General features: G+C 70.1%; 17 protein-coding genes and 1 pseudogene. 11 read left to right on the top strand and 7 right to left on the bottom strand.

Annotation, left to right across the window (positions count from 1 at the left end; genetic code table 11):
- The first annotated feature begins 28 nt into the window (after positions 1 to 28).
- Entirely contained in the window at positions 29 to 1,171 is a 1,143-nt protein-coding gene (locus ACIRP2_RS21830; protein WP_404252915.1) for an alpha/beta hydrolase, read from the top strand.
- 292 nt (positions 1,172 to 1,463) lie between these two features.
- On the opposite strand, the gene ACIRP2_RS21825 is transcribed toward ACIRP2_RS21830, so the two are convergent.
- From ACIRP2_RS21825 to ACIRP2_RS21815, 3 genes are all read right to left on the bottom strand, one after another.
- A complete protein-coding gene (locus tag ACIRP2_RS21825; protein WP_404252632.1) occupies positions 1,464 to 2,261 on the bottom strand; it encodes an SDR family NAD(P)-dependent oxidoreductase in 798 nt (265 codons plus the stop codon).
- A gap of 29 nt (positions 2,262 to 2,290) precedes the next feature.
- Entirely contained in the window at positions 2,291 to 3,790 is a 1,500-nt protein-coding gene (locus ACIRP2_RS21820; protein WP_404252630.1) for an MFS transporter, read from the bottom strand.
- Between the two features lie 505 nt (positions 3,791 to 4,295).
- Positions 4,296 to 4,421, bottom strand: coding sequence for a hypothetical protein (locus ACIRP2_RS21815; RefSeq protein WP_404252628.1), 126 nt, complete (start codon positions 4,419 to 4,421; stop codon positions 4,296 to 4,298).
- Between the two features lie 182 nt (positions 4,422 to 4,603).
- Between ACIRP2_RS21815 and ACIRP2_RS21810 the strand changes: the two genes are divergently transcribed.
- On the top strand, positions 4,604 to 5,119 hold the full coding sequence (locus ACIRP2_RS21810; RefSeq protein WP_404252626.1) for a MarR family winged helix-turn-helix transcriptional regulator: 516 nt from the start codon (positions 4,604 to 4,606) through the stop codon (positions 5,117 to 5,119).
- 397 nt (positions 5,120 to 5,516) lie between these two features.
- On the top strand, positions 5,517 to 6,323 hold the full coding sequence (locus tag ACIRP2_RS21805; protein WP_404252624.1) for a S1 family peptidase: 807 nt from the start codon (positions 5,517 to 5,519) through the stop codon (positions 6,321 to 6,323).
- A gap of 516 nt (positions 6,324 to 6,839) precedes the next feature.
- On the opposite strand, the gene ACIRP2_RS21800 is transcribed toward ACIRP2_RS21805, so the two are convergent.
- Complete coding sequence (locus ACIRP2_RS21800; protein ID WP_404252622.1) at positions 6,840 to 7,547, bottom strand: SDR family NAD(P)-dependent oxidoreductase; 708 nt, start codon at positions 7,545 to 7,547, stop codon at positions 6,840 to 6,842.
- Between the two features lie 101 nt (positions 7,548 to 7,648).
- On the opposite strand from ACIRP2_RS21800, the pseudogene ACIRP2_RS21795 reads away from it, so the two are divergent.
- From ACIRP2_RS21795 to ACIRP2_RS21770, 6 genes and pseudogenes are all read left to right on the top strand, one after another.
- Positions 7,649 to 8,480, top strand: a pseudogene (locus ACIRP2_RS21795) (helix-turn-helix transcriptional regulator).
- Between the two features lie 264 nt (positions 8,481 to 8,744).
- On the top strand, positions 8,745 to 9,677 hold the full coding sequence (locus ACIRP2_RS21790; protein ID WP_404252620.1) for a Ku protein: 933 nt from the start codon (positions 8,745 to 8,747) through the stop codon (positions 9,675 to 9,677).
- Between the two features lie 37 nt (positions 9,678 to 9,714).
- Positions 9,715 to 10,638, top strand: a complete 924-nt coding sequence (gene ligD / locus ACIRP2_RS21785) for a non-homologous end-joining DNA ligase (RefSeq protein WP_404252618.1) — start codon at positions 9,715 to 9,717, stop codon at positions 10,636 to 10,638.
- 602 nt (positions 10,639 to 11,240) lie between these two features.
- Complete coding sequence (locus tag ACIRP2_RS21780; protein WP_404252913.1) at positions 11,241 to 11,852, top strand: TetR/AcrR family transcriptional regulator; 612 nt, start codon at positions 11,241 to 11,243, stop codon at positions 11,850 to 11,852.
- Between the two features lie 396 nt (positions 11,853 to 12,248).
- Positions 12,249 to 14,078, top strand: coding sequence for a flavin-containing monooxygenase (locus ACIRP2_RS21775; RefSeq protein ID WP_404252616.1), 1,830 nt, complete (start codon positions 12,249 to 12,251; stop codon positions 14,076 to 14,078).
- Positions 14,075 to 15,703, top strand: a complete 1,629-nt coding sequence (locus ACIRP2_RS21770; RefSeq protein WP_404252614.1) for a hypothetical protein — start codon at positions 14,075 to 14,077, stop codon at positions 15,701 to 15,703. The genes ACIRP2_RS21775 and ACIRP2_RS21770 overlap by 4 nt, the downstream gene beginning before the upstream one ends.
- Positions 15,704 to 15,882: 179 nt before the next feature.
- Here the strand turns inward: ACIRP2_RS21770 and ACIRP2_RS21765 are convergent, their stop codons facing one another.
- From ACIRP2_RS21765 to ACIRP2_RS21755, 3 genes are all read right to left on the bottom strand, one after another.
- A complete protein-coding gene (locus tag ACIRP2_RS21765) occupies positions 15,883 to 16,254 on the bottom strand; it encodes a hypothetical protein (RefSeq protein WP_404252612.1) in 372 nt (123 codons plus the stop codon).
- A 161-nt stretch (positions 16,255 to 16,415) separates the two neighbouring features.
- A complete protein-coding gene (locus ACIRP2_RS21760) occupies positions 16,416 to 17,219 on the bottom strand; it encodes an alpha/beta hydrolase (RefSeq protein WP_404252610.1) in 804 nt (267 codons plus the stop codon).
- Between the two features lie 36 nt (positions 17,220 to 17,255).
- A complete protein-coding gene (locus ACIRP2_RS21755) occupies positions 17,256 to 19,442 on the bottom strand; it encodes a hypothetical protein (protein ID WP_404252608.1) in 2,187 nt (728 codons plus the stop codon).
- A 188-nt stretch (positions 19,443 to 19,630) separates the two neighbouring features.
- Here ACIRP2_RS21755 and ACIRP2_RS21750 point away from each other — a divergent pair, with 188 nt between their 5' ends.
- Positions 19,631 to 20,659, top strand: a complete 1,029-nt coding sequence (locus ACIRP2_RS21750; RefSeq protein WP_404252606.1) for a LacI family DNA-binding transcriptional regulator — start codon at positions 19,631 to 19,633, stop codon at positions 20,657 to 20,659.
- Between the two features lie 30 nt (positions 20,660 to 20,689).
- Entirely contained in the window at positions 20,690 to 23,698 is a 3,009-nt protein-coding gene (locus tag ACIRP2_RS21745; protein WP_404252604.1) for a glycoside hydrolase family 2 TIM barrel-domain containing protein, read from the top strand.
- The last annotated feature ends 35 nt before the right edge of the window (positions 23,699 to 23,733 follow it).

The raw sequence follows: 23,733 nt of genomic DNA, 5'->3' as shown, positions 1-23,733 counted from the left end.
TGGCGTGCAGGGCATCCTCCCAGGCGTGATGAGCCTGACGGGGACACCGTTCTTCCTGGCCACGATCGCGCTGGTCGCGGTCACCGTGCTGTTGCCCCTGCTGTTGTGGGGCCGAGTGCGCGGTCCCGCCGTGGTGCGCGGCACGGCCCGCCTCGTGATGGTCGTCTCCGCGCAGGCGGCGGCGGTGCTGAGCGTCTTCGTGATGGTCAACAACACCAACGGCCTCTACGACAGCTGGGCCGATCTGCTCGGCACCGGCCAACACATCGTCGCCGCGCCGAGCCTCGGGCGCGACGGGCTCGGGGAACACGGGCGCCTGGCCAACGAGCCGAAGGTCGTCCAGGACTTCAGCCTGACGCACGACGCCCGGATGGGCCGCGGTGTTCGCGTCACCCAGCTGAACGGCCGGGTGTCGGGGGTGCGCGGCGAGGTCTACGTGTGGCTGCCGCCGCAGTACGGCCAGCCGGCCTTCCGGCACCGCAAGTTTCCCGTGGTCGAGCTCCTGGGAGGCTTCCCCGGATCGGCGAAGGCGTGGTTCGGCAGCCTGCAGGTGCAGTCGCAGCTGGAGTCCGGGATGCGGAGCGGGCGGATCGCCCCGTTCATCCTCGTGGAGCCGCGGACCAACCTGCTGGCGCGCCAGGACACCGGGTGCGCCAATGTGCCGGGTGTCGTGGACGCCGAGTCCTGGCTGAGCGTGGACGTCCGGCGGATGGTGACCGACACCTTCCGCGCGCAGAAACGTGCGAGCGGCTGGGCGGTGGCCGGGTTCTCGGCCGGGGCGCACTGCGCCGTGAAGATGGCGCTCGCCCACCCCGACCGCTACCGGGCCGCCGTGGGCCTCTCCGGCTACAACGACCCGGCCGCCGAACGGGTCTCCCTCACGGCCCGGGACCCGAAGCTGCGGCGCGTCAACAACCCGCTGTGGATTCTGCGCCACGCCACCACCCCGCCGCCCGTCGCGCTGTACCTCTCGGGCGGGCTCAACGACGGGTACCGTGACGGCCTCGCGCTGCGGCGGGCCGCGGTGTTCCCGACACGGGTGGCGGTGGCCGAGGTGAGCGGGCCGCACACCATCGGACTGTGGAAACGTCAGGTGCCGCAGGTCTTCCGCTGGCTGACGGCAGAACTGGCGCCCTACACGGGCGGGGTCGCTCGCGCGAAGGGCATCTGATCGACGAGGGCGGGCCGGTTCCGGGGCCCGGCCCGCACGTGCCCCGTCCGTCGTGAGTCCACCTGTGCCGGAGGGCTACGAGGGCGTGTCGGCCGGTGGAGTGATCAGGGTTCTCAGCTGTTCGGGTGGGATCCCGACGGTGCCGCGCAACGCCCGGGTCGTGTGGGCCCGGTGCCGGTTCGCCAGGCCGGCGGCCTGCCCGGCCCGGGGCGAAGGACGTATCAGTGCCCGATCACGGCACGGACGGTCCGTCGTCCCGGGCTCGGCGCGGCCTCCGCGCCCGGACCCGGGGTCAGCCGGGGAGCATGGAACGTCGCCCGGGGGCGGCGGAGGACTGCATGCTCATGCCGCCGTCGACGACGAGGAGTTGGCCGGTGAGGTAGCGGGACTCGTCGGAGGCGAGGAACACCATGGTGTGGCCGATGTCCTCGGGTGAGCCCAGGTACGGCAGGGCATTGCCCTTCTTCAACGCCTCGATGACGTCTTCGGGCAGGTTGTTCTCCAGGGCGGGGGTCATGACAGCCCCGGGAGCGACGGCGTTGCAGCGCACCCGGTGCGGCCCGTACTGGACGGCGATCGACTTGGTGATGCTGACCACCGCGGCCTTGACGGCGCCGTAGGAGGTTTGCAGGACGTCACCGACGAGCGCGGCGACGGAGGCCGTGTTGATGATCGATCCGCCACCGGCGCGGATCATGTGGGGCACGGCGTGTCGAGCGCCCAGGAGGGTGCTGCGCACATTGAGGGCGACGGCCCGGTCGAATTCGTCCATGTCCATGCGCAGCAGGTCCAGGTCCTTGCGCGGGTCGGTTCCACCGACGTGATTGCAGAGGACGTGCAGTCCGCCGAACTCGCCGACGGCTGCGGCGACCATGGCGGCGACCGAGCTCTCGTCGGTGACGTCCACGGTGACGGGCAGCGCCCGGCCGCCTGCGGCCGCGATGATTCCGGCGGTTTCCTCGGCAGCCCGGGCGTTGTGGTCGGCGACCACCACCCGGGCGCCCTGGCGGCTCATCAGTTCGGCGGCGGACCGTCCGATCCCGCTGCCCGCGCCGGTGATGACCGCGACCTTGTCCTTGAGGCGATCCATGACCATGTCCTTTCGTCGTACCTGCTGGTTCAGTGTTTTCCCGTGACGGCCCGGGGGCGCGCCGGGGCCGTCACGGCGTCCTGCTCCGCGGTGGAGCGCTGGATGCGCGGGATGGCGAGGGTGAGGAGGAGCCCGACGGCTGTGGCGAGCATCGCGACGACATAGGTCAAGCGGAATCCGTTCTCGGCCGGTACCTCGACCGGACCGAGCCGCATGGTCATGTTCGCCAGGATCGCCGCCATCACCGCGCTGGACGTGGAGGTGCCGATCGAGCGCATGAGCGCGTTGACCCCGTTGGCGGACGCCGTCTCGGTCACGGGGACCGCCCCCATGATCAGGGCGGGCATCGCGGCGTAGGCGATGCCGACACCGGCACTGACGATCATCGAGGTGATGACGATCTGCCACACCTGGGACATCAGGAACAGTCCCGCGCCGTAGCCGATGCCGATGACCGCGACGCCGATGAGAAGCGCGGTGCGGGCGCCGCGCCGGGCGGTGATGCGGGCGGAGACGGGTGACAGGGCCATCATGACCAGGCCGCCCGGCGCCAGTGCGAGCCCTGCCGCGAGCGTGGACTGCCCGAGCCCGTAACCGGTGGCTTCGGGGGACTGGAGCAACTGCGGCAGGGTCAGCGACATCGCGTACATGGCGAAGCCGACGACCACCGAGGCGAGGTTGGTGAACAGCACGGGCCGTCGAACGGTGACCCGGAGGTCCACCAGCGGCTGGGACACGCGCGTCTCGTAGACCGCCCAGAGCGCCAGGACCACGGCGCCGCCCGCGAACAGTCCGAGGGTGGTGGTGCTCGTCCAGCCCCAGTCGCCGCCCTTGGTGACCGGCAGCAGCAGGCACACGAGTCCGGCCGCGAGCCCGATCGCGCCGGGGGTGTCGAATCGTCCGGGTGCCTGGTTGGGGGATTCGGGCAGGAGGAAGACCACCAGCGCGAGGCACACGAGTCCCAGCCCGGCCGCGAGCCAGAACAGGACGTGCCAGTCGGCGTACTGGACGATGGCGGCGGCGACGGGGAGGCCGATCGCACCACCGACCCCGAGGGTCGCGCTGACCAGTGACACGGCGCCGCCCACGCGTGCGGCGGGCAGTTCGTCGCGCAGGATGCTGATGCCCACGGGGATGACACCGGTGGCCAGGCCCTGCAGCACCCGTCCGGTGATCACCGGGATCAGGTTGTCGGACAGGGCACACACCACGGAGCCCGCGACGAGCGCGACCAGGCTGGCGATGAGGATCCTGCGCTTGCCGAACATGTCGCCGAGGCGTCCGGAGATGGGTGTCACCACGGCTGCGGCGAGGAGCGTGGCGGTGATCACCCAGGACGCGTCGGACGGCTCGGCGTTCAGCAGGTGCGGCAGTTGCGGGATGATCGGTACGACGAGAGTCTGCATGAGCGACACCACGACGCCGCTCAGTGCGATCACGGCGGTGACCGCACCCGGTCCCGGCGTGCGGGTGGACGTGTCCGACAACGAAGAACTCCTTGAACGAGTCGGCGCCCGTGGGGCGCGCATGGGCATGAACGGGTGAGGTCACCGGGGCGCGGGCGCACCGACGACCGGCACGTCGCGGGCGGGGCCTGTGATCGGCTCTGGGAGCGGGCGTGGTGCTTTCTTCGGGGTGTTCCGGGCGGGGGCGGCGGTGGTGCGGCCGTTCACCCCGTGGGCGCCGGTGAAGCGGTCCCGATCGGGGTCGAGGCCATGGGCTCGAACTCCGCGTCCGGCGTGACCACGTCGTGCGCGACCGTCTTGTGCGGCCCCCGGTCCGTGGGGAGGAAGGGGACGGGGCAGGGTCTGTCCGCCCTCCGGCAGCCTGGCGGCGGCCTGGGCCCGCTCGTCGGCGTGTGTGCGGGGTTCGAGTACCTGCTGAGCATCCGGTGCCGACGGCCACGTTGCCGCACGTACGGACGCCGGGTGCGGCACGGTCGCCCGCGTCACGGCACACCCGTGCGCCGGGTCACTGCCCGGGACCACCGGGTACCGAGGCTCCGGAAGGAGCGCCTCCCCGGCTGGTCACCCACTACGAAGACGTCGAACCCGCGCCGCGGGTGCGGAGCCGGGCGAGCCCGGCGGGCGGGTCGAAGGGGCAGGTCCGTGCGGTCGGATGCGCGGCGGCGGGTCCGGCCTCGGGCTGATCTGCGCTCATTTGGGGCTCCATGCCTCGGGTGCGTCGGGAGGGGCGGGCGCACAGGGCTGGCTGAGCATTGTGCACATGATGTGCACTGTACGCATCGTGTGCACAATGCACAAATCCTGCTGATCGTGGCTGCGGAGCGCGGGGTATGCGCGATGATGAGCGGGAACCGACGGTGGAAGAGGGCCAAGGACATGAGTGAGCACGAGCGAGGGCTGAGTGAGCGAGAGCGTCGGCTGAGCGATCTGGAGCGTGAGCTGACCTTGCTGTCCCGGCATTTCGTCGCCGCGCGAGGCCCCCGCATCGGCCAGAGCCTGGAACGCTCGGCCTACGTTCTGCTCACCCGGCTCGAGGTCGGTGAACCGCTCACGCTCAAGGAGCTGGCGCACACCTTCCAGGTCGGTATCTCCACCATCAACCGCCAGGTCAGTGCCATGCTCCGGAACGGCCTGGTGGAACGGATCCCCGATCCCGACGGGGGAATGGCCCGCAAGTTCCGTCCCACCGCGCTCGGTCTGGAACGCCTGGAGGCCGACCGTGCCGTCAGCCGCGCCGGGACCACGCGCCTCATCGAAGCCTCGGGCTGGGCGGACCGGCGAACCGAGCAGTTCCTCACGCTGCTGGTCGAGTTCAACCAGAGCATCGAACAGCTGGAGGGGCTCACGTGGTCGCGCACGGGCCGGGACGAGAACTCATCGGCCACAGACTGACCGATGGATACGGGCGGTCAGGTCCTGGCCGTGGGATCGGGCGAGGAACGGGCTCTGCCCTCGGACGCGTCTTCACAGGCCGGATGCGCTCGACCGTGCCATGGCGCCGGCCGTCCCCGCACCGCGCGGCCCTTGAAGGGGCATGACGCGATTCGCCCGGACCAGCCCATGGGATGCAGGAGGCGGCCGCTCATGGCTGTCACCGCAGGGCTGTTACACAACTGAGTGGATGTCCTGACGCGCCTGACGCGCGGTCGAGACCGGCCGGAGGGCCGGCGGGCACAAGATCGGGGCCGGAAACGACGGCCAAGTGCCGTGCCCCGCACGAGCCCGCCGGTGCCGTACCCGGTGGCAGACGAAAGTGAGTGCACCCTTGCGCAACCCCATGAGCCGACGGATGGCCGCCGCCCTCGCGAGTTCCGGTGCGTTCGGACTCCTGTGTACTGCCACGCCATCCGCCTGGGCGATCGTCGGCGGAGAGCCGGTCGCGGACGGCAAGCGGCCCTTCGTGGCGCAGATCGAAGAACAGGGCGACGACGGGGCCTGGTCGCACTTCTGCGGCGGGGCGCTCGTCGACAGCCGGGTCGTCGCCACGGCGGCGCACTGTGCCAGGTTCGCCGAACAGGGCAAGGTCAAGATCCGGCTCGTCCTGGGGCGGGCCGATTCCGGCGCACCCGGAGGAACGGTGGTGACGGATGATCACTTCACCGTCCACAGCCACCCCGAGTTCTCGACACTGACCAACACGGACCTCGGTCTCATCGTGCTCGACAGCCCCGCCGACCAGGCGAGCGCAGCCCTTCCCGCATTGCGGACGAAACTGCAGGCGGGGCGTCTCCTGCGTGCCGCCGGCTGGGGGCGTACCGATCCAGCCGAACCGGACAAGCCGTCACGCCTGCGCGAAGCGACGCTTCCCGTCACGAAGTTCGACACCGAAGGAGGGACGTGGGACAAGCAGTTCATCTGCGCCGGAACCGCACGGTCGCGGGTTGCGCCCGGCGACAGCGGAGGGCCCTTGTTCGATCCGGGCGCATCCGGCAAGGCTGTCGTGTACGGCTTGGTGACAGGAGAAACGAACACCTGCCAGGGGCTCTTCACGAACCTGGCCGACCCGGCCATCTGGAAGGCGTTCCGAGAACCGCTCGCTTCTCACGGCCTCTCGCACGTCATTCCGACCGTGGCTGACCCGGCCGTAGCGCCCTGAAGCCGCTCGCCGGGCAGTCGCCGAACCCCTGGTCGAGCCATACCGTGATGTCCTGGTCGGCCGGATGCACACCGGCGGGCCGATCATCCGACGGCGAGCGGAAGTTCGGCGGCCGGCTCGGCGGGCTCGGCCTTCCCTGTCGGTCGGGGCGCGTCGTCCGGTACCGACCGGCAGCGCGTCCTCGTCGGAGAGCGACGCGGGGAACGCGGCCCCGGCGATGTGCTCCAGCATCTCGCGGGGCCGGACGAACCCGCTTCGGCCGACGGCTCCGCCACCTCCGGCAGGTGCGCGACGAGGACGACGTGGTGCGGCGTCCACCCCAGTACGCACGCGGAGGGGCAGCTGCCCGCGGTGACGACTTCGCCGCGGGTGCCGACCCGGGCCCCGGGTCGGCACACCTGCCGAGCGGCCGACTCTCGCGCTCCGTCAGAAGCCGTGGCTGAGGGTTTCAGCGGGAGGGACACACCACGTGAAGTGCTCCTCGCGACGGACCGGATCCTTCACGTCGGATCGTTCCTACCAAGGGAGGGGGCCTGCTGCGTCGAAGTAGCCACCGGTGGGGCCGTCGGGTCCCACCTGGGCCATGCGGACGATGATCTCGGCACCCTGTTCGACGGTCTGGATGCCGGTGTTGCCGTTCAGGTCGGTCTTGGTGAAGCCAGGCTCCACAGCATTGATCCGCATGCCCAAGAACGCCTTCGCGTACTGCACGGTGATCATGTTGACCGCCGCCTTCGACGCCGGGTAGGCGACGCCCGGGTAGGCGTACGCCGGAGCGTCCGGGTCGGTGACGCGGGTCAGGGAAGCCAGCCCACTGCTGACATTGACCACCACCGGGGCGGTGGAACGCCGCAGCAGCGGGAGAAACGCGTGGGTGACGCGCACCGTGCCGAAGACGTTCGTCTCGAACATGTGCCGCATCACGTCGGCGGTCACGTCCGCGGCACCGATCACGTTGTTGTCCGCGTCCCGCTTCTCGATACCCGCATTGTTGACCAGTACGTCCAGCCCTCCATCGGCCTCGATGCTCTCGGCCGCGGCCTGAACGGACGCGTCGTCGGTGACGTCGAGCTGGACCGTCCGCGCGCCCAGCCGTTCCGCGGCTCGGCGGCCGCGTTCGATGTCCCGGCTGCCGATGTAGACGGTGTGGCCCGCGGCGGTCAGGCGGCGGGCGGTCTCGAAACCGAGGCCCTTGTCGGCCCCGGTGATCAGTGTCGTGGTCATGCCTCCAGGCTGCGGCGGACGGTGGGGATCTGCCAGCAGTCCCTTCTTCCTGGGACTGCCAGTACCAGGAAGACCGGCGTGGTGCGGTGCACAGTGGTGGCATGGCGAGCACGGAATTCGGACGAACGGTGAGGCGCTGGCGCGACCGGGTCCCCCCGGAGGCTGCGGGGCTGCCCGCCGGAGGGCATCGGCGCGCGGCCGGGTTGCGCCGAGAGGAACTGGCCATGCTCGCCGGGATCTCGGTCGACTACGTGACCCGACTGGAACAGGGCCGGTCGACCAACCCCCTCGGAGCAGGTCATCGAGGCCCTGGGGCGGGCTCTTCGCCTGTCCCCGCCCGAACGCGAGTACCTGTTCCATGTCGCCGGGCTCGTGCCGCCGGGGCGGGGCACGGTACCGGCGTACATCACGCCGAGCGTGCACCGGATGCTGGACAGGCTGACCGGGACGCCCGTCGCGGTCTCCGACGCGTCGTGGACGCTGCTGCTGACCAACCCGCTGTACACGGCGCTGATGGGCGAGCGGCACGGTCGGGAGCGCAACGGCGCGTGGCGCGCCTTCCTCGGCTCCGGCGGTCGCGTCCGCCACACATCGCAGTCCCGGCTCGCGACGGAGACCGCGGTGGTGGCCGACCTGCGCGCGGCAGCGAGCCGTTATCCGCAGGACCAGCGGTTGCGACACCTGATCGCCGATCTGCGTGCGAACAGCGAGCGGTTCGCGGATCTCTGGGACTCCGGAGCAATGGGTCGCCACGAGGCGTCGCGCAAGACTGTGGATCACCCGCAGGTGGGCGTCGTGACGCTGGACTGCGACGTGCTGAGCGTCGCGGGAAGCGACCTGCGCATCATGATCTACACGGCCGAGCCCGGCAGCCGGGACGCCGATCGACTCGAACTCCTCTCCGTCCTGGGCACCCAGACACTCGCCGGGTAGCGCTCCGAAAGCGTCATCACACCGAACCGTGACGCCTTCGGATGCCAGGTGGCGGACCCGTTCGAGCCGCTCCCGGGACGGGCGGTCGGCGTGTGCGGGGCCGGAGGTGCCTGATCCAGATGCGCGCGAGCGAGACCGGCGTGAGGATCAGGGTACGGGCAGTGGTCCGGTCGCGCCCCGGCCCTGAACGGGGTCGATCCCCTTCCTCGGGCGCTCCGGTCCGCTTCCCTTCCCACACTGCCCAAGGGGGGCCTGGAGGTGGACATGCCGCGGCCCTTGTGGACCGGTGCCATCAGCTTCGGCCTGGTCACGATTCCGATCAAGGTCGTGTCCGCGACCGAGGACCGCTCGGTCCGCTTCCACCAGGTCCATCTGAAGGACATGGGCCGGGTCCGTACCCGCAAGGTCTGTGAACTCGACGGCGAAGTCGTCCCGCAGGAAGAGATCGGCAGGGGCTACGAGCTCACCCGGGGCGAGACCGTCCCGGTCACCGACGAAGAGCTGGATGAGATGCCGCTGCCCACGGCGAAGGCGATCGAGATCGTGGCGTTCGTCGACGCGGACAGCATCGACCCGATCCGGATCGGTGACAGCTACTACCTCGCGATCGACGGCCAGGTCGCCGCCAAGCCCTACACCTTGCTCCGCAAGGCGCTGGAGCGCTCCGACAAGGTCGCGGTCGCGAAGTTCGCCTGGCACAACCGCGAGCGCCTGGGACTTCTGCGGGTACGGGAGGGGGCGATCGTGCTGCACAGCATGCGGTGGCCGGACGAGATCCGCAGTCCCGAATCCCTCGCCCCCGAGGTCACCGGCCTGGACGAGGACGAGATCGAACGGGCCGTCCAGCTCACCGACACCATGGCCCTCGACGACATCTCCGGATTCCGGGACCAGTACCGCGACGCCCTGGAGGAACTGCTCGAGGCGAGGGTGGAGGGCAAGGAACCACGGCAGCCGGCCGAAGGGGAGGAGCCGAAGCCCGGGAAGGTCGTGGACCTGATGGCTGCCCTGAACGCCTCGGTCGAGGCCGCCAGGGAATCGCGCGGCGAGGCCGCGACGGTGCACGAGATGCGACCCCGCAAGAAGACGTCCGCGAGGAAGACCGCACCGGCCACGAAGACCTCCGCGAAGAAGACCGCGACGACGAGGAAGACCGCGGCCCGGAAGGCGGCTGCGAAGAAGCGCAGTGCCTCCTGACCCGAATCGCCCCGTGCCGTTGCCCCGGATCGATCCCATGCTCGCCACCCCCGGCAGCCTGCCGGCCAAGGACGACCGGTGGGCGTTCGAGGTGAAGCACGACGGCCAGCGGGCCGTGGTCTACCTTCCGGGCGATGGCACCGTCACCTTGCGGGCCCGGTCCGGGGCAGACATCACCGGCGCCTACCCGGAGCTCAGGCGGCTGGGATCCGTCCTCGGCGGGCCCGCGGTCCTGGACGGAGAGATCGTCGCGCTCGATTCCGAGGGACGCAGCGATTTCGAGCGGCTCCAGTCCCGGATGGGGCTCGCCGGATCCCCGGCGAAAGCGGCCCGCATGGCCCGGTCCGTCCCCGCCCACCTGGTCCTGTTCGACGCCCTCCACCTGGGGAAGTCCAGCCTGATCCGACTGCCGTACACCGAGCGCCGCACCGTACTGGAGGATCTGGGCCTGGACGGGGACCAGTGGTCCACCCCTGCGGCGGTCGTCGGGCACGGCGCGCAGGCCCTGGAGACGACCCGGGCCGCGGGCCTGGAGGGCCTGGTCGCGAAGCGCCTCACCTCCCGCTACGAGCCCGGTGTCCGCTCCCGCGCGTGGATCAAGATCCGGCACGTCCGCACCATCGACGTGATCGTCGGCGGATGGCTGCCCGGCCGCGGCAGGCTCACCGGCCTGCCCGGTGCCCTGCTCCTGGGAGAGCGACACCAGCACGGTCTGCGATACATCGGCAGCGTCGGCACTGGATGGAGCGACAGGCAACGCACCGCACTGGCGGCACTCCTCCGGACCGCCGCCGTCGACGAATGCCCCTTCGACACCCCGCCCGCAGCAGCCGGAGCACGATGGGTGCTTCCACGCCTCGTCGGCGAGGTCCGCTACACGACCCGCACCAAGGCGGGCCTGCTCCGGCACCCCACCTGGCATCGCCTGCGACCCGACCTCGCCCCCGACGACACCGTATGAACACGACATGACCCGAGGAATCAGGAGTGTCCGCGGACCGTCGATCCGGCACGGATCGATCTCCGGCTCGGCCAAGGCGATGGCCGCTTCTTCCCGGTGCGGGATCGCCGTGGCCCCGGGCCCCTTCGGCTGACCCGACCATCAGTTGGAGGCCCTCGGGTCCATCGTTCGTGGCCTCCCGAAAGCGGAACTCGTGGAGCACCTGCAGCTGAGTCCCGCCGCGATCAAGACACAGGTCGGGCGGCTGTGTGCCGGGCTCCGCGCTCGCGATCGTGCGCAACCGGTGATGGTCGCCCATGAGACACGCTCGGCGGGCCACCGACGGACCGGAAGGTGATGCAGATGCCCGCCGTCCGGCTCGGCGGAAGGGGGCGGCACACGACTTTGTCATGATCCGTCCCACCCATGTGCCGCAGGTCGGAGCTGGCCGAAACTTAAGTCAATCAATTGACTTAAGAACGGGGGGTGTCTTCACTGAGGTCGCATCCCGCGAACACGGATCAAGGAGGCGGCCCTCTGTGACCGACATCCCGACGACGAGGACGGCGCGGCCGCACTCCGTTCCGCACGCGACACAGACGGCGCGGACCCGCCGGGCGATCATGGCGGCCGCCGAACGGCTCTTCGCCGAACAGGGTCTGGTCGCCGTGTCGAACCGGCAGATCAGCGACGCGGCCGGACTCGGCAACAACACTGCGGTCAGCTACCACTTCGGCAGCAAGTCCGGCCTGGTCCGGGCCATCATGCGGGACCATGCCGATGCCACCGAAGCCATCCGTGAGCGGCACCTGGCGCGATGCGCCACGAGCAACGACATCCGGGACTGGGTCGGCTGTCTCGTTCGCCCGTCCTGCGAGCACCTGGCCGAACTCGGCGTCCCGTCGTGGCACGGCCGCTTCGCCGCCCAGGCCATGGCCGACCCCGTGCTGCGCGCGATCGCCATCGACGAGGCACTCGAACGACCGGCGCTGCGAAGGACGTTGGAAGGACTTGCCGCCCGCATCACCGACGTACCCCTTCAAGTCCGCGCCGAGCGGGCCGACATGGCTCGTCACCTCATCCTGCAGACGTGCGCCGAGCGGGAGCGCGCACTCGCCGACGGCACAGCCACCCGCCACACGTCCTGGACCCATACCGCCGACACCCTTGCCGACGCCGTCGTCGGCCTGTTTCTCGCACCGGTCACCGTCCGCCCCCTAAGGGCTGTCCCGTAATCCCTGGCGGGCGCGCGACGACGGCTACGGCACCTTGCCGCGTTGTCGGAACATCCGCATACATCCAGTATGCGGACGTCCCTCCGCCTTGCGATGCACCGCATCCGACGCCGCGCGCTGATCCACCAGGGATTTCGGGACAGCCCTTAGACCGTGTCCTCAACTGCCTTCCGCTGTACGGCCTCCGGCCGAGAGACGCCGGATCGAGGACACGGCCCAGGGTTTTCTGTTCGGATCAGGCCGGATCAGCGAGCGGGGCCCGGTGACATGGATCGCAAGGCGGAAGAGGGACGCACGGCGACCGACGACAACGCGGCGAAGCACGGCACCGGAGCAACGAGCCCGGCGTGACCCGAACGAACGACCCCGACCTCGCCCCACACCCACAGGAGAACCATGGCCACCCCCCACGCCCCGCAGGAGCTCGGCTTCGACCTCGACGAACTGCGTGCCCGATACCGCACCGAACGGGACCGGCGCATACGCCCGGAGGGCAGCGGACAGTATCGGCGACCCGAGGGCGGGTTCGGCCGCTTCGACGAAGACCCCTACGCGGACGGTGAACCGACGCGGGAGCCGCTCGACGACCGGGTGACGGTCCTGATAATCGGCGGTGGCTTCGGTGGACTGCTCGCCGGAGCCCGGCTGCGCGAGGCGGGCGTCGCCTCCGTCCGCCTGATCGAAAAGGGCGCCGACTTCGGCGGCACCTGGTACTGGAACCGCTATCCGGGCATCCACTGCGACATCGAGTCGTACGTCTACATGCCCCTGCTCGAAGAGGTGGGCTACGTCCCGGCGTGGAAGTACGCCCCGGGCGAGGAGATCAGGCAGCACGCGCGGGCGATCGCGCGCCGCTTCGAACTCTACGACGACGCCTGTTTCCGCACCGCGGCGACCGAACTGCGCTGGGACGAGGACGGGGCGGAGTGGCTCGTCGCCACCGACCGCGGAGACCGCATCAGGGCCCGCCACGTGGTCGTCGCCACCGGCACCCTCAGCCGGCCCAAGCTCCCCGGCATCCCGGGCATCGAGACGTACCGCGGCCACACCTTCCACACCAGCCGCTGGGACTACGCGTACACCGGCGGGAGCGCCGACGGTGGACTGCACAGGCTCGCGGACAAACGCGTCGCCCTGATCGGGACCGGCGCGACCGCCATCCAGGTCGTCCCGCACCTCGGCGCCGACGCCCAGCACCTGTACGTGTTCCAGCGCACCCCGTCCACCGTCGATGTGCGCGGCAATCGGCCCACCGACCCCGACTGGGCCGCGTCCCTGACTCCCGGCTGGCAGCGGCGCCGCATGGAGAACTTCCTCCGGACCGTCACCGGAGCACACGTGGCGCAGGACCTCGTGAACGACGCCTGGACCAGCGGCGCCCGGCTCCAGGAGAAGATGATCCCCACCAACAGCTACGCGCACATTCCGGCCGAGGAACGCGAACGGGCCTACGAGACAGCAGACTTCCAGAAGATGAACGAGCTGCGCGGCCGCGTCGACAGCATCGTCGTGGACGCGGTGACCGCGGAGAAGCTCAAGCCCTGGTACCGCTACATGTGCAAGCGTCCCACGTTCAGCGACACCTACCTGCAGACTTTCAACCGGCCCGACGTCACTCTCGTCGACACCGCCGACACCCACGGCGTCGAACGCATCACGGACCGGGCCGTCGTGGTCGGCAACACCGCGTACGAGGTCGACTGCATCATCTTCGCGACCGGCTTCGAGACCGGCGTCTCCGGCGTGCTGTCGGGCAAGCTGCCCGTGTACGGGCGCGGCGGCGCGAGCCTTCTCGACTCCTGGAAGGACGGACCCAGGACCCTGCACGGGTTCTACAGCCACGGCTTCCCGAACCTGTTCCACATGGGGCCGCTGCAGAACGCCGCCGCCGTCAACTTCGTCCACGTCCTCGACGAACAGGCCACACACATCGCCGAGGTCGTCGCGCAGGCCCGCCGGCGCCGGGCGAGGTACGTCGAGCCGACCGTCGAGGCACAGGACGCGTGGGTCGCCACGATCCGGCGCAAGGCCGCAGATCTGTACGCGTTCCACGCCGAGTGCACCCCCGGCTACTACAACAACGAGGGCCGGCCCAGGGAGCGGAGCCAGGCCTACGGTGACGGCCCGGTCGCCTTCCACGAACTGCTCAGGAACTGGCGCGAGAACGGCGGTCCGAGCGACGTACTCGTCGGGAAGCGGGACGACGACGAGGCGGGGACGTGGTGAGCGCGTTCCCCAACCGCTTCGACGCGACCGGTCGCGCCCGGACCACCAGCGGCCGCTGGAAGACCCGCCGCCTCAACCCGCCCAACCGGCTGTGGGGTTCCAACGGCATCGCCTTCGGGCCCGACGGACGACTCCATGTCGCGCAGTTCCTCGCCGGACAGATCAGCGCCGTCGACCCGGCCACCGGGGACGTCGAGGTGATCGTTCCCATGGACGGTCCGGTGCAGTCGCCGGACGATCTCGCCTTCGGCGCGGACGGTTCCATGTACATCGCCGACCTGGTTCCCGGCCGGGTCTGGCGCCGCCGTCCTGATGGCACGTACACCCTCGTCTGCGACGAGATCACCAACCCCAACGGCATCACCTGCATCGGCGACCGGCTGTTCGTCAATGAGATGAAGCCCGACGGCCGCCTGATGGAACTCTTCCCCGACGGTGGCGACCCGGTCGTCCTCACCGACGGACTCGCCCTCGGCAACGCCATGCAACGAGGACCCGACGGGCACCTGTACTACCCGCACATGGTCACCGGACAGGTATGGAGGATCCCTCCCGACGGAGGGGCCCCCGAGACCGTCGCCGAGGACGTGCACGAGCCCGTCGCCGTGCGCTTCGACCTCGACGGCGTCCTGCACGTCCTGTCCCGGGGCACCGAAGGTTTCGTCACCCGCGTCGACCTGCACGGCACAGGCACCCGCACGCTTCTCACCAGCGGCCTCGTCGGCCTGGACAACGCCGCCTTCGACACCGAGAACCGGATGTACGTCTCCAGCTACGCGAGCGGCGGCGTCACCGAACTGCACCCCGACGGACGGACCCGCGAGATCGTGCCCCGCGGCTTCGACGGCCCCTACGGCGTGACGATCGACCTCGGCGGGACCGTCCATGCCGCCGACCACTACCGCCTCGCGAGCCCTGCGGGCGATCAGGAGGGACCCACGGAGGGCGGCGTCACCACGAACGCCCTGCTGACCTTCGCGCACGGTGTCGTGTCCGACGGCGAACTCCTGCATCTCACCTCCCAGTTCGGCGAGGTGCGGACGTACGATCCCGCGCGGGGCGACTCTCGGCGGCGGGCGAGCGGACTGGACCAACCGCTCGGCATCGCCGTCGCGCCCGACGGATCGCTCGTCGTCGCCGAGACCGGTGCAGGCCGCGTCCTCGCCGTCGATGCGCAGGACACGGTCACCGTGCTGGCCGAGGGTCTCGAGCACCCCGTGGACGTCGCCTTCGATGCCGAGGGCCGCTGCTACGTGAGCGACGACCGGCAGGGGGCGGTGTCCCGGCTCGGCGAGGACGGCGCGGTCGTCGTCGCCGAGGGGCTCGGCGCGCCGGAGGGGCTCACGGTGTTGGACGGCGAACTGTTCACCGTCGACACCGCGGGGCGCAGGCTTCTCGCCGTCTCGCCCATCACGGGCGAACTCCGCGTCGATGCGGAGGAGTTGCCTGTCGGACTGCCCCCTGGCGTTCGTCCGCGGGTTCAGCCCGCCCTCTTCGCGGGCGGTCTGCCCGGCTCGGCGCGCCGCTTCGCCGGCCTCACCGCCGCGCCCGACGGCACGTTGCTGCTCTCGGCCGACGGGGAGGGCACGGTGTTGCGGCTCATGCCGTCGCGGGGCGACGACTGAGCGCGGTACACGCAAGGAGCACGGCCCCGCCCCCGGCCTGCGACCGAGGCGTGACGGCTCCGACATCCGGTACCAGCGGCTGCCCGATGCCCCTGACGTCGTCGGTGGCGAGTCGGGCCGACGTCCGGTAAACCGGCACCGGATCCGCGTCCCTGAGGCACTCCGGGCGATCCGGTTGATCAGTCGATGTCGACGTCCACCCGCTCCCATGGCATCGCCTCACGCCAGGTGTCACGCGCCCGCACCCAGTCATCGACCACCTTTGCCACCAGTTCGAAGGCGGGCGACAACGCGCTGTCCCAGGGCGCACTGTCGGTGGCGACGGCGCGGACGTGCCGATCGGATCGGCCCTCACGGCATTCGAGGATGTACCCTCGACCGTCGTCCGAGGGAATGCTCACGTCCATACGGATCTGGAGGCAGTGCTGCCCCGGCGGCGACAGGTCAGGCTTCTCAACCGAGACCCAGTACCTGAAGTTCATCTCCGAGAGCAGATCGTAGAGATCGGTCGCGGACGGATCCTCAACCATCCGAACGTCGCTCGACCCCATACGCAGCACGGCTCTTGTCGTCATGGAGCGGAGTCTGTCAGACGTCCGGATCGCTGCCGCTCGTACCTCCGTCCGGCCGGGCTGCTGCCGGGTGCACGGACACGGGGTGCACAGGCCACTCGGAGGTACCCCCGACCTGTGCCCGTGGCGACTGTCCCATGTCATCCGCGGGCGGGTCCGGCCGACGCTGCTGCGTGCTTCAGCCACCGTGCCGTCACCGCGACCGCCTCGGCCTCGTGCTCACGGGTGTGGAAACCGTGAGCGGCACCCGAGACGGCGTGGAACTCCCAGGCCGAAATCGCCTCGGCGGTCCGCCGAGCGATGTCGAAGGAGACATGGCCGTCACGGTCTCCGTGAAGCACCATCGTCGGCGGGCTGTCGGTGGCGTAGGCCTCGATCGGCCGGTACCGGGCCATCTCGGTGAACAGCACGCGTCCCAGAGGGAAGGTTCCGTTGAGGAGCAGACTCCCCTTCTCCGTCATTCCCGCCATCGCCGTGGGGCCGAAGTTCGCGAGTCCCCAGGGCAGTTCGGGTTCCAGGAACGTACGTCGCAGATCGAGCACGGGGTTCCACAGCACCAGTCCCACCAGCCGCTTCGCGAGCCAGGGCATGGACAGCCCGGTGGCCACGGCGCCGAAGCTGGCCGCCACCACGGCCAGTGGGCCGGGGTACTCCTTCGTTGCGTACTCGACGACCGCCTGCAGATCGAGCATCTCCCCGGCGATCGTCACTCCCTCGGGGGTGCCGCCGCTGGCCCCGTGTCCACGGAAGCTGAACCGGACGGCGGTCATGCCGTGCGTGGACAGACGGTCGGCGAGCCGGACGAACGTCCCGCCCTCGTCCAGGTCGGCGGAGACGCCATGGACGAGGAGCACCGCGCTGTGCGCGCCGGCACCCGGAGCGCAGCGGTGCACGGCGGCCGCCAACTCGATACCGTCCAACGAGGCCACACGCACGGCATCCATCACCCAACTCCTCGTAGGGTCCGGTCATCGTGATGCTCAGGGGACCCAGCGGTAGAGCAGCACCTTGTTGAAGAGATCGTCCTCGACGTTGACCAGGTACTCCCCGGTGGAGCGCCGGACCGCGGAGATGCCGTACGGGATGTCGACCCACCCGGTCCGTTCGACTCCGCCGACGTTGCTGCCCGGGAGCCAGCTGCCGACGGCACTTCCGTCGCCGGCCCTCCAGACCCAGACCTGGCCGCGGGTCTGGACACCGACCGTGAAGATGTAGTCGCCCGCCCACGCGAGGCCCACCGTGGTCACGCCCGGTGTCGCCGCGGTGTCCCAGGGCAGGAGCATCGTCCAGGTCGCCGTTCGGTTGCCGGTGCTCCAACGGTCATATCGCGCCAGGACCTTGCCGGCCTCCTTCCAGTAGGCGTTCTCGAACGGTGCTGTGGGCGTGTACCCGGACATATACATGACGTCGCCGGCAACGTCGTAGTGCAGGCGGCGGACAGTGGTGAACGGCGCGGGCAGGGGGACCGTCACCATGCTGGTGTAGTTGTAGATCGGGTTGCCCTGGGCGTCGAACCCCTGCAGGGGGTAGTGGCGCAGGTTGCGGTCCCCGCCCTCCCAGACGTCGCCATTGGTGTCGACGAACCAGACCCAGCAGTTGCCCGGGGAGTTCTGGCCGGTGCCCGTCTGGAGGTATTCGCCGGCCTCGAACCTCCCGTTCCCGCTCAGGTCGCGCCAGATCCATTCGCCCTGTGCCGGCTGGTACGGCGGCCACGTGGGATCGTCGCCGGTCCAGTGCTGCTTGAAGAAGGCACCGGACGGCTTGGCGATCTCGCCCTCGAAGCGGTAGATGAGCAGGTGCGAGGAGTACATGCCGGTGATGTACATGTACAGCGAGCCGTTCTTGCGCACCAGCGTCGGAGAAGCGGCGTGGTGCTGGTGACCGGCCAGGAACAGGCGTGCGTCCTCGGGGTACTTGACGGAGTCGAGGGAGTAGCCGCGCCAGGCCACGTCGCGTCCCGGTGGCTTCGTGACGTCGAGACGGTAGTGGCACTGCTTGGTGTAGACGTCCAGCCCGTCGGACTGCGGGTCGAAGTCGGCGGCGTCGACGAAGGCGCTCCCCTGGAGCTGCCAGACCACGTTTCCGGCGGGGTCGAACTTGCGTATCCACGAGCCGAATTCGCACATGGCGACGTACACGTTGCCCGCCGAGTCACCGCCGACCCCGGTGATGCCGAAGAACTTGTCGGCGATGTTGCGGCCCGGCGTTCCGGCCCCGATACCGCCGGCGAGGCCCAGGCTCCGCGCCAGCACCGGCGTCCCGGACAGGCTGCCGTACGTGTGCACCTGGCGGAGCGGGCCGTTGTCGCCGACCAGCAGGTCGCCGTTGACGTCGATCGCCAGCGAGGTCGGGATCCAGTCGCTCGCAGGCCCGTTGATGGTTCCCGGCAGCGCGGTCCCGGTGTTGGAGAAGTGCAGGATCCGCGCCGGACGCGCGGAATCGACGTGCCAGAAGTGTCCGTCGTTCGTGTCCCGTGTGATGTTCTCGACGACCCAGATGCCACCGGCGGCGTCGATCGCGACCGCGCCCGGCTTGTTGACGCTCCAGCTCCGCAGGAGCGATCCGGTGGCCGCGTCGAAGACCTTCACCTGGTTGGACACCCGGTCGGTGGCCACCACCTGTGCCGCCGAGGCGGCCGCTGCGGCCGGCGGGCTGCCCACGTTGAACGTCAAGGACGTGCCGGTGCCGTTCAGGTTGAAGCGCGTCAGGCCGTTGCCGACGGTGAGGTAGGCGTAGGACCGGTTCACCGCGACCGCGTCGCCGTTGGCGCCTCTGCAGTTCCCGACGAGGTGGCCGTCCTTGTAGATACCGGCGTAGTTGCCGGCCTCGTCCCAGAAGCTGACGGTGTAGACGGCACCGTCGGGGGTGACGGCGATGTTGAAGATGAAGTTCTGCACCCACTCGGTGGCCCCGGAGAACGTGTTCCCGGTCCAAGAGGTGACGACATCGGACGTGCTGACGGAGGGGGTGGTGGCGATCGCCGACGCGGCGACGCCTCCTGGCGCGGTGTCGGAAACCGCTGTCGCGGTGGCGGCGCTCTCCATGGAGAACGCACCGGTCAGTCCTGCCGCGATCGCGGCGTTCCTGCCGTAGGCCAGCGCCTGGCGGCGGGTCACCGCGCCTTTGCCGGGTGAGGGGAGATTACGTTCCGGCGTCCTGTCGCTCATGATCAGGATCCTTTGCTCGATGAGCATCTTCCGGTCGGTCGAACGTCAAGTGACCGGTCACTTGACGTCGTTGAAGATAGAGTCGCTCAAGCGGCGCGTCAATCCATGTGAGTCGGCTTCCACTGGCTGACGGACCGCCCTATGATCCGATGTGCTTCAAGTGAACGGTCATGGATAGGGGTCCCTGAGTGTCCGATCGGCCGACCCTGCGCACCGTCGCGGCCAAGGCGGGTGTCTCGCACCAGACGGTCTCCCGTGTGGTGAACGGCGACCCGACGGTCACCGACGGCGTTCGGGACAGGGTGCTCTCCGCCATGCGTGTGCTCGACTACCGGCCGAGTGCGGGTGCCCGCGCCCTCGCGAGCGGGCGCACCGAGGTCGTCGGCGTCGTCCTTCCGTACAACCCCGGCTTCGCGTTCTCCAACGACCACCTCATCCGCCTGGTCGGGGGAGCGGACCAGGAACTCGCGGCCCGGGGCTACGGCTTGCTGCTGTCCACCCCCGAGGTGCCCGACGACGCGGCCTCGGCCCACCGGCGCTTCACCCGGCGCCGTCAGGTCGACGGGCTGCTCGTGGAGGCCGGGGCCGGCGGAGAGGCGCTGCCCGCGCTGCGGTCGGCCGGCTATCCCACCGTCGTCATCGGCTACACCGACGAGGACGTCTACCGCGTCCATCCCGACGACGAGGGCGGCGCCTATGCCGTCACCCAGCACCTGCTCGCCCTGGGACACCGCCGGATCGGCGTCGTCAACGGCCCGGTGGAGAACCGGCTCGCCATGGCCGCCCGGCTGCGGGGCCTGCGCCGTGCCTTCGCCGACGCCCGCCGTACGACCCCCGACGACCTGATGGAACACGGCGACTTCACCGCCGCGTCCGGCTACGCCGCGGCCGCACGGCTGATGGCGCGACCCGAGCCACCCACCGCGATCTTCGCCTTCAACGACAGCATGGCGTTCGGCGCGATGCGCTGGCTGCGCGAACACGGACGAGCCCTGCCGGCCGACGTATCCGTGGCGGGCTTCGACGACACCACGGCCGCGGAGCTCGTCGACCCCGCACTGACCAGCGTGAGCCTGCACAGCACCGACGTGGGCCGGCGGGCCGCGCGGATCCTGCTCGACGTCCTGGACGGACGGCCCCCGGCACAACGCGAGAACATCACGCCCAGCACCCTCGAAGTCCGCGCGTCGACGGCGCCACCCCCCAGGACGCACTGATCCGAACGCAGGGAAAGGACAACCGAACCGATGGAGCACACGCAGCGCTCTTGCACCGCGAACGCATACGTCGAAGACGTGTCACCCGGCAACGGCCGGGCACGGCCCCGTGCGTCGTTCCGTTCCGACGCACCGGTGATCGAACTGGACGGTTCGTGGAGCTTCCGGCCGGCCGCCGGGCTGCACGATCTGACCCCGGGATTCGAGGACCCCGAGTTCGACGCGGACGCCTGGACCCGTATCGCGGTGCCCTCGTGCTGGCAGATGGACGGCCTGCCGGGGCCCACCCGCTTCGGCGCCCCCGCCTACACGAACATCACCTACCCGATCCCGCTCGACCCGCCCCGGGTGCCCGACGACAACCCGACGGGTGAGTACCGACGGGAGTTCGAGGCCGAAGAGGGCTTCGCCGACGGAGGAGCGGCGGTTCTCAGGTTCGAGGGCGTGGACTCGTGCTTCGCGGTCTGGCTGAACGGGACGCGGCTGGGCGACGGCAAGGGCAGTCGGCTGCCGACCGAGTTCGACGTCACGGGCGTGCTGCGCCCCGGACGCAATGTACTGGCGGTCCGGGTGCACCAGTGGTCCGCCGGGACCTACCTGGAGGACCAGGACATGTGGTGGCTGTCGGGGATCTTCCGCTCGGTGCGGCTGCTGTCCCGGCCCGCCGGGGGCGTCGCCGACTTCTTCGTCCACGCCGACTACGAGCACCACACGGGCGTGGGCATGCTGCGCATCGACGTCGAGGGCGCGGCCCGGCTCACCGTCCCGGAACTCGGGCTGGTCGACGCCGACCCGGCCGGACCGCACACCGTCACCGGGGTCACGCCCTGGAGCGACGAACAACCTCACCTCTACCTCGGTGAGTTGGCGACGGCGACGGAACGGGTGCCGATCCGGATCGGCTTCCGGCGGATCGCGGTCGAGGACGGCGTGCTGACCGCCAATGGCAAGCCCTTGCTGTTCCGCGGCGTCAACCGGCACGAATGGCATCCGGTCACCGGACGGACACTGACGCACGAGACGATGCTCGCCGACGTGCTGCTGATGAAGCAGCATCACATCAACGCCGTCAGAACGAGCCACTACCCTCCGGACACGGCCTTCCTCGACCTGTGCGACGAATACGGGCTCTGGGTGATCGACGAATGCGACCTGGAGACACACGGCTTCTCGAAGAACGCCTGGCGGAGCAACCCCGGTGCCGACCCGGTCTGGCGGGCGGCGCTGCTCGACCGGGCCGAGCGGATGGTGGAACGGGACAAAAACCACCCGAGCGTCGTGATCTGGTCGCTGGGCAACGAGTCCGGCACCGGCGCGAACCTGGAGGCCATGGCCGCATGGATCCGTGAACGGGACCCGGACCGCCTCATCCACTACGAGGGCGACTGGGACAACTGCGTGTGCACCGACCTCTATTCGGTGATGTACCCGGACCACTCCACGGTGGCGGCGATCGCGTGCGGGCAGGAACCGCTGACCGGCGACCCGGCCAACGACGCGCGGCGGCGTGCCATGCCGTTGCTGCTGTGCGAGTACGGCCACGCCATGGGCAACGGGCCCGGCGGGCTGCGGGAGTACCAGGAGCTGTTCGAGGCACATCCGCGACTGGCCGGGGGCTTCGTCTGGGAGTGGATCGACCACGGCATCGCCCGGCGGGACGACGGCGGAAGCCTGTATCACTCCTACGGCGGGGACTTCGGAGAGCCCGTCCACGACGGCAACTTCGTCATCGACGGGCTGCTGTTCCCGGACCGCACCCCCTCGCCCGGTCTGGTCGAGTACGCGAAGGTCATCGAACCGGTCAGGATCGAGGCCGCGTCGGACCGGGCCATCGTGATCCGCAACCTCCACCACACGCGTGACACCGGATACCTCAGGTGGACCTGGCGTCTGGAGGCGGAGGGTGTCCTCGTGGCCGGGGGAGAGTGGGACGTACCGGTGATCGGGCCCGGCGCACAGGACCGTGTCGATCGGCCCGAGGCCCTGGCCAAGGCCGTCGAGACGGCCGGGTCGGGAGAGCTCTGGCTGACCGTGAGCGCCGAACTCGCCGCGAACGAACCCTGGGCCGACGCGGGTCACACCGTTGCCTGGACCCAGATCGGCCTGCATGCCGACAGTGCGGCGCAGGGCGCTCCGCCCCAGGCACCGACGGCACGTGGAGGCGGGGACCGGGTCTCGCTGCCGCGCCGCGACGGTGACACGATCTCTCTGGGTTCCGGCCTGTTCGACGCGGTCAGCGGGGCCCTGGTGCGCCTCGGTGAGCTGCCGGTGAGCGGGCCCCGGGTCGATGTGTGGCGGGCACCGATCGACAACGACCGGTTCTCCTCCCTCGGCGCGGCATGGCAGCAGGCCGGAGTGGACCGCCTCCGGCACAAGGTCCTGGACGTCGGGACCGACGAGGACGGGATCACCGTACGGACCAGGATCTCCCCGGCGGGCTCCGATCTCGCCCTGCTCGTCGACTACCGCTGGAGGGCCGAGGACGGGAACCGGCTCGTGCTGACCGTCGACGTCGCACCGACGCGGCCGTGGCCCGTCCCGCTGCCCAGGCTCGGTGCGGCAATGACCCTGCCGGGCGGGTTCGACCAGGTCACCTGGTTCGGCCTCGGCCCCGGCGAGGCCTACCGGGACAGTGACTCCGCGGTGCGGGTCGGTCGGTACGAGAGCACCGTCGAAGCCATGCAGACCCCGTACGTGCGCCCACAGGAGAACGGCAACCGGAGACACCTCCGCTGGGCCCGCCTCACCCGCTCCCGTCCGGGCGGGGACGGTGGCGGCGGTATCGAGATCACCGGCAGTCCGTGGTTCGACCTGACCGTGAAACCCTGGTCCACACAGGCGTTGCAGAGCGCGACCCACACCGCAGGTCTGGAGCCCGACGGCCTCGTCCACCTCAACATCGACCTCGAACACCACGGTCTGGGCAGTGGCTCGTGCGGGCCGTCCGTCCAGCCACGGCACCATCTGGCCGCGGTTCCGGCCCGGTTCACCTTCGGGATCCGGCCCATCGAGGCGGAGGCCGTCCATGGCGTAGGGTGATCCGCGGGACCTCGGCGGCTGTGCGGTTGCCCAGC

The sequence above is a fragment of the Streptomyces sp. NPDC101194 genome, from assembly GCF_044767885.1.
Taxonomy (GTDB): domain Bacteria; phylum Actinomycetota; class Actinomycetes; order Streptomycetales; family Streptomycetaceae; genus Streptomyces.
Note: the sequence above shows the minus strand (reverse complement) of the source record. Positions and strands in the feature narration are given on the sequence as shown.